The following is an 11,747-nucleotide window of genomic DNA, read 5'->3' as shown; positions in this document are numbered from 1 at the left end:
CTTCGACATCTCACGCTTCGAGGGTGGCCGCAAACGCACGCCCGCGTCGGCGCGTCGCGGACGTTCGTGGCCACCCACGGAGGGCAACCGCCGGGTCAGTCTTCGAACACCTCGGGCGCGAGCTCGGGAGTCACGTCGCCCGAGCCGGCGAGCGTGGCCGCGTCGTCGGCCGGACGGTGGAAGTCCGGCAGCGCCACACCGGGCAGGCGCCAGGCCGTGAACGCCATGCCGATCGAGTGGATGCGCGCGCTCCCGTCGTCCGCGAGCTCGAGCTCGGCCGCGCCGAACATGCGCTCGACGCCGGTGCCGCGTTTCGGATGGGTGGGGGCATCGAGCTCGCTGGGGGCTCGAACTCCGCCCTCATCTGCAACGGCGTCCGCCCCAGCCGTCGCTTCATCCGGCAGCGCAGCCGCCACCCCGCCCGGCAGCGCCCCCGCTCCGAGCTCCACGCGCGCGTCCGCCCGGGCCGCGACCACGAGCACGGTCTCCTCCGCCGCCTCGCGCACGAACACGAGGGCGTCGTCGGCGACGTGCAGCCAGCGCAGCCCGCCGCCGTTGAGAGCGGGATGCGCGCGCTTGAGCCCGATCAGCGTCGAATAGAGCGAGATCGAGTCGGCAGCAGCATCCACGTCAGACCACGGCAGCGGCGTGCGCGAGTGCTCCCCGTCGTCGCCGACCAGCCCGAACTCGTCGCCCGCGAACACGACCGGGATGCCGGGCAGCGTGACCGCGAGGCCGAACGCGACCGGCACGGCTCCGGGCCGCGCGTGCGTGAGGAAGCGCGGGGTGTCGTGCGTGTCGAGGGCGTTCATGGTGTGCAGCCGCACCCGCCAGGCGAGCTCGGCGGTGAAGCGGCGGTGCTGGTCCCAGAACTCGAGGCCGCTGAAGTCCTCGGTGCGTCCGAGCGTGACGTTGATGCCGCCGGGCGCGGGCGAGCCGGGCTCGCGCAGCCAATTCCACAGCGGACGCGTGAAGTTGGCGTAGGTCATGGCGCCGTGCCAGGCGTCGCCGGTGAAGTCGCTCGCGGCGTCGTTGGTCGACTCGCCGAGTAGCAGGGTGTCGGGGTTCACGTCGATCATCGTCTGGCGGATGATGCGACGCACCTCCTGGTTGAGGTCGTCGTCGAGGTAGCGCCCGGTCATGTTGGCGACGTCGATGCGCCAGCCGTCGAGGCTGTACGGCTCGGCCAGCCAGCGCCCGACGATGGAGCGCGGCCCCTCGATGAAGCGTCGCCGCAGCTCGTGCGAGTGCCAGTTCAGCTTCGGCAGGCTCGGCACGCCCAGCCACGACACGTAGCCCTGCTGCTCGTCGTCGAGCCAGTAGTAGAAGTCGCTCTCGGCCGCGCCGGGCTGCCCGTGCGCGGCGCGGAACCACTCGTGCGCATCCCCCGAGTGGTTGCTGGTGAGGTCGCCGATCACCTTGAGTCCGCGCTCGTGCGCCGCCTCGACCAGGCGGATGAGGGCCTCGTCACCGCCGAGCAGCGGGTCGACCTCCTCGAACGACCAGGCGTCGTAGCGGTGGTTCGACCGCGCCGGGAAGACGGGCGTCAGGTAGATCATCGTCACGCCGAGGCCGACCAGGTGGTCGAGCTTCTCGCGCACGCCGTCGAGGTCGCCGCCGAAGAACTGCGTCGCCGTCGAGGGCCCCACGTGGATGACCTCGTCACCCCACGCGGCCGGCTCGGCCCAGTCGGGCAGGTCGCGCCGGTCGGCCAGCTCGCTGCGCGCGAAGCGGTCGGGGAACACCTGGTAGAGCACGGTGCTCTGACCCCACTCCGGCGGCTCGGGATAGGTCACGAGCCGGAAGTCGTTCATGTCGCGCGCCTCGGTGCGCGACAGCCCGCGCGCGCTCAGCCACCAGGCGGTGCCGTCCGCGCGCTCGATGAGGAAGCGGTAGCCGTGGATCGGGTTCTCGACCGTCAGGTCGGCCTCCCACCAGACGGCGTCAGTGGATGCGCGGCCTGTGCCGATCGCCGCCGCGCCGCCCGCCACGATCTCCGCCTCGGTGTACCGCGGCTCGTGATCGGGGTTCGAGCGGGTCAGCACGCGCCGCGCATCCCCCCACGCCCGCGGGATGCGCACCCGAACCCGCACGACCTCGCCGAGCTGCGGATGCCCGTTCGAGACGTAGAGCGGTGAGCCGTCGTGGTGCGGTTCGAGTGCCGGCTGGAGCATGGGCCGAGGCTACCGCCCGCGCGTTTCGCGCCGATGGCGGCAGCAGCCTCGGCCTCGGTGCTCAGACCTCGCTGTCGGCGGTGTCGGCGGCGGCCGAACGGCGCGCGCCGCGGCGCAGCTGACGCAGGAGCAGCAGCACCACGCCGGCCGCGAGCGTCAGCGCCGCGAGCGCAGCCGCCGGCAGGGTGTCGACACCCGTGTTCGCGAGCGACGGGTCGGATGCCGCAGCACCCGCACCGGCGCCGGGCGCCGCCGCGATCTGCACGGCCTGGCCGGCGACCTGCACGCCGTCGATCAGCGCGACGACCGTGTGGGCGCCGCCCGGCGTCGAGGCCGGGATGCTCGCCGCGAGCCGCAGCGCGCCCTGGTCGTCCGCAATAGCCGAGCCGAGCACGACCGGGTCGGAGTGCAGCTCGAGCGTGACGACCGCGCCGGCGCGGAAGCCGGTGCCGTCGACGATGATCGATCCGCCGGCGGTGAGCGAGCCCGAGATCACGAGCTTCTCGTCACCCGTGGCCGGGTTCTCCGGGTCAGAGGGATCGGTCGGGTCGGTCGGGTCCGTCTCCTCGGCGACCGTCACGGGCGCCGAGGCGGGCGACTGCTCCGACTCGCCGACCTTGTTCGACGCGGTGATCGTGGCGGTGTAATCGCCGGGGGCGACGCCCTCGAACAGCTGGCTCGTCGCATCCCCGTCGACCTGCACGGTGCGCGGCAGCGCACCGGACGCCGTCGGGGTGAGCACGACGGTGTAGCCGACCGGGCGTCCGGTCGCGGGCGCGGTCCAGGTGACGAGCACATCCGACGCCGCCTCGGGGCCGATCGCGGCGGTCGGAGTCGCCGGCGTCGCCGGCACGGTCAGCGGGCGAGCCGAGGCACGGTAGTTCGCCATGTGCGCGACCTTGCCGGGCTTGTCGTCGCTGTACGGTTTCGAGAGCTTGCCGAACTCGCCGCCGGTCTCCTTCTTGCCGTCGTTCCAGGCGGCGAGCTTGCCGAGCTGCTTCGCGGTGAAGCCGCCGGCCACGACCTGGTCGTCGCCGAGCGCGACCTGCGCCTGCGTGATCTTCTTCACGAGCGCGAGCGTGGCCGCGGGGTCGTCCTGGTTCCAGTTCTTCACGTCGATGTCGGTGCGGCCGCGCAGCCACTCGCCCCAGTAGAACTCCTGGAACGGGATCTCGCCGTTGGCGACGTAGCCGATGTCGCGACCGAAGTAGAGGATGCTGCGGTAGGGGTCGTCGTCGAAGTTCGCGAGCCCGACGCTCGAGGGCAGGTCGACCGGCTGGATCGGGTCGCCGTTCACGTCGCTCAGCCAGACCCACTTGTTGGTCTGCATGGTCTGCCAGAAGTCGGCCTCGCTGAGTCCGCTGAGGTTGCCGAGCACGCGCAGGCGCACGTGCACGTCGAGTCCGCCGCCGAGGGTCTCGGCGAAGCTGGTCAGGGTGTGGTGCCCGTCGGTCAGGTAGGGCACGCCGCCGGGGCCGATCACGACCGTCTTCATCGGCTCGATCGAGTCGGCGGTCTCGTCGCCGACCGGGACCTCGCACTCGAAGGTGCTCGGGTCGAGGATCGTCGCGCCCGCCTGGGCCGACACGACATCCGTCTGCCCGTTGGCCTCGCACCAGTCGCCGAAGCCCTTGCCGACCTCGTCCTGGCTGACCTTGCCCTGCTCGTAGCGGCCGAGCTTGTAGAACACCTCGTCGTAGCCGAGCGACGGCTGCGTGGGGTGCACGTCGCCGATGCGCACCTCGAGCAGGTCGCCGACGGGCGCGCACAGGTAGGGGTCGGTGACGCCGCCGGCGGCGCAGGATGCGGCGGGGACGTCGTCGACGATCGGTTCGGCGGCACGGGCGGGGGCCGGGGCGATCAGGGCGGCACCGCCGACGGCGGTGGCGATCGCGGCGGCTCCGCCGGCGCGGATGAGCATACGCAGCACGGGGTCTCTCTCGGTCCGGACTCCGACGGGGCGCGGAGTCACTGGGCGGGGATGCGCGGGTCCGGCCGAGCGCGGCGATCACGTCGCGTACGCGGTGGCGGACCCTCGGTCACCCTGTCGAGTCCGTGCGCACGGCAGGTGTCGCGCAGGTGAACGCGCGGTGCGCGGCGGCCGTCGATGGGCCACGAATGCACGCTCGCCGCGGCGTGCCGTGTGCATCTCTGGCCACCCTCGACGAGCACACAGCCCAGGGTGGCCACGAATGCACTCCCAGCGCGGCGCGTCGCGGGCATCTCTGGCCACCCTCGACGAGTGACGCGCGGGATGCGACGCCGACCCGGGCGAACGATGCGCGTCTCGTGGGCCCGGGCGCGCGGCACGGACCCCTGGAAGCGCGTCGCGCTCCCGTCGACTCCTCTACTTCGCGGGCGCGCTCGGCACGACGACGACCGGCACCGGCAGCTCGCGCAGCATCTGCGCGGCGGTGGCGCCGAGGAACAGGCGCTTGGGCGAGGCGAGGCGGCTCGAACCGAGCAGCACGACCTCGTCGGGGTCCCAGTCGATCGAGGCGACGGCCGCCTCGACGCCGGGCGCGGCGGCGACCTCGGTGCTCACCTCGATGTCGGCCGGCAGCACCTCGGTCGCGGCGGCGAGCAGCGACTCGGCGTGCTCGCGACCGGCCTCGACGGCCTCGGGAGGGGCGACGCTGCCGGCACGGTCGAGCGCGACGAGCGAGAGCAGGCGCAGCGGCGCTCCCAGGCGCCGGGTCACGCCGATCGCCTCCTCGAGCAGGTGCTGGGCGCCGCTGCGCGTGCCGATGGCGCAGCTCACCCGCGAGATCGGCACGGTCATGGCATAGGGGCGCGAGGCCCATCCCGACGGAGCCAGCACGACGGGCACCTCGGCCGAGTGCAGCAGGGCTCCGGCGACGCTGCCCGTCGAGACCCGGCCGAGCAGTCCGCCGTGCGCGGCGCCGATGACCAGGAAGCGGGCTTCGAGCTCGCGTGAGGCGTCGAGCAGTCCCTCGGCGAACGACTCGGCGTCGATCAGGTGCGTCTGGATGCGCACATCACCGGGCACGGTTGCGGCGGCCTCGGCGAGCCAGCCCTCCGCCGTCGCGTGCAGCTTGGCCTGGTAGTCGGCGGTGCCGACGGCCTCCGATCGCCCCAGCACGAGGACGAGGTCGAGCTGCGCATCCGCGGCTTTCGCCAGGCGCGCGCCGAGGGCGAGGGCGTCGCGCCCCGTCGGGGTGCTGGTGTAGCCGACGATGAACCGCATCGACGTCGCTCCTTCTGCGCTCGGGCTTCAATCCTCCCGCGATTCGGGATGCGCCGCCGCCACCCGTGCACAGCCCTCGGCGAACAGCGCCGCGCACGACCCGGCTCCGGGAGACGTCCGACCCGGCACCCCGGCCTCAGCTCGCGAGCGCCGCCACGATGTCGGCCGCCGTGCGCCGCCCCATGCGGATGGCGCCGTCGACGTGCTGGTAGCCCTCGGGCGCGAAGTCGCTGCACGACCAGTGGATGGGGCCGACCGGCGTGGTCTGCATCGCGCCGTAGCGGCTGAGTCCGCCCAGGTCGAAGCTCGCGGCGTAGGCGCCGCGCGTCCACTCCTCGGCGGCCCAGTCCGACTCGAAGTACACCTCGGGCGTCAGCGCCTCGGGGCCGTAGTAGTCGGCGAGCGAGGCCAGGATGCGCGCCTTGCGCTCCTCGGCCGGCAGGCGGAACACGTCGTCGGCCTTCTGGTCGCTCACGAAGCCGACCAGGGTGCCCCGCGCATCCCCGTGATTGCTGTTGTCGTACGACTCGTGCACGAGTCGGTAGGGGCTGAACGCGGTGCCCGACAGCCCCTGCTCGCGCCAGAACGGACGGTCGTAGACCGCGTGCACCTTGATGACGAGGCCGAGCGAGAGGTGCTGGTGCATCTGCTGGCTGAGTCGCGGCAGCGCGGGCTGGAAGTCGATGCGCGAGTAGAGGTTCGGCGGCAGCGCGACGATCGCGCGGCGGGCGTGCACCTCGAGGCCGCCGTCGGCGTAGGCGACGACGCCCTCGGGTGCCGTGCCGTCGGGGCCCGACGCGTCCGCGCCGCCGGTCCACTCGAGCCGGCGCACCGGGGCGTTCAGGATGACGTCGTCGCCGAGGCGCTCGGCGAGCGCGAGCGGCACGCTCTGCAGGCCGCCGACGACGCGCTGGTCGAGGATGAAGTCGGCGTCGACGAGGTGGCTGAAGCTGCCGGCCGAGGCGGCCATGAGCAGCGCCTGCAGCAGCGAGAACGCGTGCGAGGGCTTGGTGAGCATGGCCTCGGCGATGAACAGCGCGATGTTGTCGCGCGCCTCGACGTCGTCGCTCTGGTCGGCCAGCCACTGCTTCCACGACACGGCGTCGTACTCGGCGGCCTTCGGGTGCGCCCACGGCGCGGCCGGGTCGACCTCGGCGACGAGGCCGTCGAGCAGCGCGATGAGACGCTCGATCTCGGCCGCGGTCGCGGGCGCGACGGGGAAGATCTCGCCGGTGAAGCGGGTCAGCGCTCCGCTCGGCCCGATGTAGACGCTGTCGCCCTCGCGGTAGCGCGAGTAGGTCTCGAGGCCGAGCTCGGCGATCGTGTCGATCAGCGCATCCTGGTCGGGCGAGACCCACTGGCCGCCGATCTCGAGCATCGCGCCGTCGATGTCGCGCGTCCAGAGGCGGCCGCCGACGCGGTCGCGGGCCTCGAGCACGACCACGCTGTGGCCGGCGGCGCGCAGGGCGTTCGCGGCGGTCAGACCGGATGCGCCGGCTCCGATGATCACGACGTCGCGGTCGAGGCGCTGGGCGCTGGGCATGAGGGGGTCCTCCGGGATGCGGATCGGGTCGCGGCGGGACGGCCGCACGGCATCCAGTGTGCCGGAATCCGTCGCCGAATCCAAGCCGATGATGCGGAATCAGCAGGAAACATCGCTGAAACACGACGGAATCCGCACTCCGTGATCCCAGCGTACGCACCGCATCCGACAGCCCGCCTCGAACGCCGGATGTCGGCGGCCGGGCGTAGCCTGCCCGCATGTGCGGGCGGTTCGCGATGGACAAGGAGACGAACGACCTCATCGAGGAGTTCGTGCTCGACGGCAACGACTACCGCGACTGGTCGGTGTCGTACTCGATCGCGCCGACGGAGGCGATCCCGGTCGTGCGCGAGCGCGCGCACAGCGACGGCGAGGTGCGCCGCACGGTCGAGCAGGCCGCGTGGGACTTCCATCCCTCGTTCATCAAGAGCCACACCCGCCCCCAGTTCAACGCCCGCATCGAGACCGTCGCGACGAACGGCATGTGGAAGGGCGCCTTCGCGGCGCACCGGGTGCTCGTGCCCATGCGCGGCTACTACGAGTGGACCGGCGACAAGGGATCGAAGACCCCGTGGTTCATCCACGGCGGCGCCGAGCCGGGAACCGACGCCGCCGCCCCGCTGCTCGCGGCGGCCGGTCTCTGCACGGTGCGCAAGGTCGACGGCGAGTGGGTGCTGTCGGCCGCGATCATCACCCGCGAGGCGCGCGACGCGAGCGGCGAGGTGCACGACCGCATGCCCGCCTTCCTCACGCCCGAGCTGCGCGACGAATGGCTGAGCCCGGCGAAGCTCGCGCCCGGCGGCGAGACCGAGGCCCTGGTGGATGCGCTGCTCGCGTCGAGCGAGCAGGTCGCGACGACCGTGCGCGCCCACGAGGTCGACCGCCGCGTGAACAGCTCGCGCGCCGTCGACCCGGCCGACGCGGGGCTGATCGCGCCGGTCTGAGTGCGGCCCCGCGCGGCTCCGCGCGAAGCCGCGCTCAAACTGACCTCTACTCTGGAATGAGCCCGCGGCGCGCGCCGCACCGAGCACGACAGCACCACCGGGGGAGCAGCACGCGATGATCGACGCCACCGTCGTCGGGGCCGGACCGAACGGCCTCGCCGCCGCCGTCACCCTCGCCGCCGCCGGCCTCGAGGTGCAGCTGATCGAGCGCTCCGAGCGGGTGGGCGGCGGCATGTCGTCGGCCGAGCTGACGCTGCCCGGCTTCGTGCACGACGTGTGCTCGGCCGTGCATCCGGGTGCCCTGGCCTCGCCGTTCTTCCGCTCCTGGGGGCTCGAGCGCCGGGTCGCGATGGCGGTTCCGGATGCGTCGTACGCGCATCCCCTCGACGACCGCCCGGCCGCGATCGCCTACCTCGACCTCGAGCGCACGGTCGCCGAGCTCGGCCCCGACGGCCCGGGCTGGCGGCGTTTCGTCGGGCCGCTCGTCGAGCACTTCGCCGGCGTCTCCGACTTCACCGGAGGCCCGCTGCTGCGCTGGCCGAGCGATCTGACGGCCGCGACGCTGTACGGGATGCGCGCCCTGCGCTTCGCCGCATTCGGCGCCGGCACGGCCTCGCCCCGGGCCCTCGGCTTCGCGACCGAGGCCGGCTCGGCCCTCAGCGCCGGCACGTCGGCGCACACCGTCGCCCGCCTCGACCGCCTCGGCACGGCCGGCGCGGGGCTGCTGCTGGCGGCGTTCGGCCACACGGTCGGCTACCCGGTTCCGGTCGGCGGATCGCAGGCGATCGCCGACGCGCTGGCCGCCGACGTCGTCGAGCGCGGCGGCACGATCCGCCTCGGCGAGCACGTCTCGGGGCCCGGCGACATCGAGCCGAGCCGGGTCGTGATCCTCGACACGAGCCCTGAGTTCCTGGCCTCCTACGCCGGCGATCGCCTTCCGGCGGGATACCGCCGCGCGCTCGGCCGCTACCGCCGCGGCGACGGCGTCGCCAAGGTCGACTTCGCGACGAGCGCGCCGATCCCCTGGGCGGATGCGCGCGTCGGCGCCGCCCCCACGGTGCACCTGGGCGGAACGCGGGCCGAGATCGCGGCGGCCGAGGCCGAGGTGGCGGCGGGGCGCATCCCGGATCGCCCCTATGTCCTCCTGACCCAGCCGACCGTGATCGACCCGAGCCGCGCGCCCGAGGGCCGGCACACCGTGTGGGCCTACACGCACGTGCCCGCCGGGTCGGATGCCGACCTCAGCGACACCATCACGGCCCAGATCGAGCGGTTCGCCCCGGGATTCCGCGACACGATCCTGGCCAGCGCACACCGTTCGGCGGCGCAGCTCGCGCACGAGAACCCGAACGATCCGGGCGGCGAGATGATGGGCGGCGCGGTCACGATCCCGCAGCTGATCGCGCGTCCGGTGCTGTCGGCGACGCCGTGGCGCACGCCTGTCGCGGGCCTCTACCTCGGCTCGGCGGCGACGCCGCCCGGCCCCTCGACGCATGGCATGAACGGCTGGTACGCCGCCGCGACCGCGCTGCGCGACCACTTCGGCCTGCGCGAGGCCCCGTTCGCGGTCTGACAGATCCGTGAGGGGTCGCGAGCACGATCGAACTCGCGGATGCGCGAGCCGGGCGCGGTGACGCGCCCGGCGGAGCGGGCCGAATGCGTCAGCGCTTCTTCGGCGACTTCTCCGGCGTCGGCGCCTGGCCCGAGGCGCGCAGCTCGGCGTAGTACGCCCGCGCCTCGTCCTGACGCGCCCTCTCGGCGCCCGTGCCGATCGGCGCGCGCAGGTGCTCGGGGGCGAGACCGAAGGCATCTACGAGGTCGAGCGCGTGCGGGCGCAGGCGCGGCAGCAGGCGGTCGTCGATGTAGTCGGTGATCGCGTGCGCGCGGAACGCCGACAGGCGCCCGTGCATCAGGTACCAGGCCAGGTGCTTCTCGATCAGCGTGAAGCCGAACAGGTCGCGCAGCCAGGTGAGCTTCTGCTTGGTGCCCGGGTGCTCGATCCAGCCGAGCGCATCCGTGAACGACTCCCACTGCAGCAGCTCGGCGTGGGCGCGCGCGGCCTGGATCAGCTCGTCCTGGTTCGCGTTGAACAGCTCGGCGGCCTGCTCCTTCGACAGCTTGGATGCGCCGCGCAGGCGCAGCGCGACCTCGCCGACCATGGTGTGAACCCGGTCGGTGAGCAGCTGACGCTGCGAGGCCTCGTCGCGCACCATGCCGACCGACCGGGCGGTCGAGCCGAAGTCGGCGACCGCCTGGGCGACCTTGCGCAGCCCCGAGCGGTTGAGCGCCGCATCCCCGACCTGACCGGCGACGAAGCCGGCGATGTCGCCCGCATCCGCCTTCGACAGCTTGGCGGCGTAGTCGCCCAGCAGTCGCTTGGCGACGAGCTGCAGCAGCACGTTGTTGTCGCCCTCGAAGGTGACGTAGACGTCGAGGTCGGCGCGCAGCTGGGTGAAGCGGTTCTCGGCGAGGAAGCCGGAGCCGCCGCAGGCCTCGCGGCACTCCTGCAGGATGTCGAGGCCCGCCCAGGTGCTGAGCGGCTTCAGCGCGGCGGCGAGGGTCTCGAGATCCTGGCGGTCCTCATCAGTGTCGCCGGCGCCCGAGAACACCGAGTCGAACTTCTCGAGCAGGCGCTCGTGCGCGAACGACATGGCATAGGTCTCGGCCAAACGCGGCAGCAGCCGGCGCTGGTGGCGCTGGTAGTCGAGCAGCACGACCTCGTTCTCGGCATCTGCGCCGGCGAACTGGCGGCGCTCGCTCGCGTAGCGCAGGGCGATCGTCAGGCCGACCTTCGAGGCGAGCGTCGACGAGCCGTCGAGTGAGACGCGGCCCTGCACGAGCGTGCCGAGCATCGTGAAGAAGCGGCGGCCCGGGCTCGCGATCGGCGAGGTGTAGGAGCCGTCCTCGGCGACCTGGCCGTAACGGTCGAGCAGATCCAGGCGCGGGATGCGCACGTGGTCGAAGTGCAGACGGCCGTTGTCGATGCCGTTGAGTCCGCCCTTGAGGCCGTCGTCCTCGCCGCCGACGCCCGGCAGGAACGCGCCGTCGGCATCCCGGATCGGCACGTAGAAGGCGTGCACGCCGTGGTCGACGCCCTGCGTGATCAGCTTCGCGAACACGACCGCCGCGCGGCCGTCCTTCGCCGCGTTGCCGAGGTAGTCCTTCCACGCCGCGCGGAACGGGGTGTGGATGACGAACTCCTGCGCCTCGGGGTCGTAGGTCGCCGTCGTGCCGATCGCCGCGACATCCGAGCCGTGCCCGGTCTCGGTCATCGCGAAGGCGCCGGGGATCTCGAGCGACATCGCGCTCGGCAGGTAGGCATCGTGGTGGCGCTCGGTGCCGAGGTGCAGGATCGCGGCGCCGAACAGGCCCCACTGCACGCCCGACTTGATCTGCAGCGAGGGATCGGCGAGCAGCAGCTCCTCGAAGGCGGCGATGTTGCCGCCGTGGTTGTCCTCGCCGCCGAGGCGCTTCGGGAAGGCCCGGTGCACGGCCTTGTCGGCCACGAGCTGGTGCAGCTGGCCGAGCACGCGCTCGCGGTGCTCGGGCATCGGCAGCGCGTCGATGCGGTGGTAGCGCGCATCCTTCAGCTGCTCGCGGCTGGTGCGACGATCCTCGGCCCACTTGCCGAGCAGGTACTCGCCGAGCCAGACGGTGTCGATGGGGCCCGCGTCGGGCGTGCCGCCGCCCTTGCCGTGCTTCTCGCCGTGCTTCTCGCCGTGCTTGCCGTCGATGCTCTTCGCGTCCTTGGCGTCGGCTGCTCCGCCGGCGGGAAGGGCCTCGGTGGCGGGCTCGTCGATCACGCTCATGCTGGTTCCTCCGGTCCGGGCGCGGAGGCTCCCAGCAGCTCCGCTCGCCCTACCCGGGTCACGCTAGGC

The 11,747-nt window shown here is 72.8% G+C and carries 7 protein-coding genes; 2 read left to right on the top strand and 5 right to left on the bottom strand.

What is annotated here, in order from left to right; genetic code table 11:
• Positions 1 to 95: 95 nt before the first annotated feature.
• The 4 genes from FJ658_RS03260 to FJ658_RS03245 form a co-directional block, all read right to left on the bottom strand.
• The gene (locus FJ658_RS03260; protein ID WP_141143930.1) at positions 96 to 2,174 is read right to left on the bottom strand and encodes a glycoside hydrolase family 13 protein; all 2,079 of its coding nucleotides are present in this window, start codon (positions 2,172 to 2,174) and stop codon (positions 96 to 98) included.
• Between the two features lie 61 nt (positions 2,175 to 2,235).
• Entirely contained in the window at positions 2,236 to 4,095 is a 1,860-nt protein-coding gene (locus FJ658_RS03255; protein WP_141144010.1) for a ParB-like protein, read from the bottom strand.
• Positions 4,096 to 4,521: 426 nt separating this feature from the next.
• Positions 4,522 to 5,382, bottom strand: coding sequence for a universal stress protein (locus tag FJ658_RS03250; protein ID WP_141143929.1), 861 nt, complete (start codon positions 5,380 to 5,382; stop codon positions 4,522 to 4,524).
• A gap of 136 nt (positions 5,383 to 5,518) precedes the next feature.
• Entirely contained in the window at positions 5,519 to 6,925 is a 1,407-nt protein-coding gene (locus tag FJ658_RS03245; RefSeq protein WP_141143928.1) for an NAD(P)/FAD-dependent oxidoreductase, read from the bottom strand.
• Positions 6,926 to 7,143: 218 nt separating this feature from the next.
• On the opposite strand from FJ658_RS03245, the gene FJ658_RS03240 reads away from it, so the two are divergent.
• Together FJ658_RS03240 and FJ658_RS03235 are read left to right on the top strand one after the other, a co-directional pair.
• Positions 7,144 to 7,869, top strand: a complete 726-nt coding sequence (locus FJ658_RS03240; RefSeq protein WP_141143927.1) for an SOS response-associated peptidase — start codon at positions 7,144 to 7,146, stop codon at positions 7,867 to 7,869.
• Between the two features lie 115 nt (positions 7,870 to 7,984).
• The gene (locus FJ658_RS03235; RefSeq protein WP_141143926.1) at positions 7,985 to 9,442 is read left to right on the top strand and encodes an NAD(P)/FAD-dependent oxidoreductase; all 1,458 of its coding nucleotides are present in this window, start codon (positions 7,985 to 7,987) and stop codon (positions 9,440 to 9,442) included.
• Between the two features lie 88 nt (positions 9,443 to 9,530).
• Here FJ658_RS03235 and FJ658_RS03230 read toward each other — a convergent pair whose 3' ends face one another.
• Positions 9,531 to 11,678: an acyl-CoA dehydrogenase gene (locus FJ658_RS03230; protein ID WP_141143925.1), complete on the bottom strand. Its 2,148-nt coding sequence runs from the start codon at positions 11,676 to 11,678 to the stop codon at positions 9,531 to 9,533.
• Positions 11,679 to 11,747: the final 69 nt, after the last annotated feature.

The organism is Schumannella sp. 10F1B-5-1 (assembly GCF_006517535.1).
Taxonomy (GTDB): Bacteria; Actinomycetota; Actinomycetes; order Actinomycetales; family Microbacteriaceae; genus Schumannella.
The sequence above is the reverse complement of the archived record's forward strand: the minus strand, read 5'-3'. Positions and strand labels throughout refer to the sequence as shown.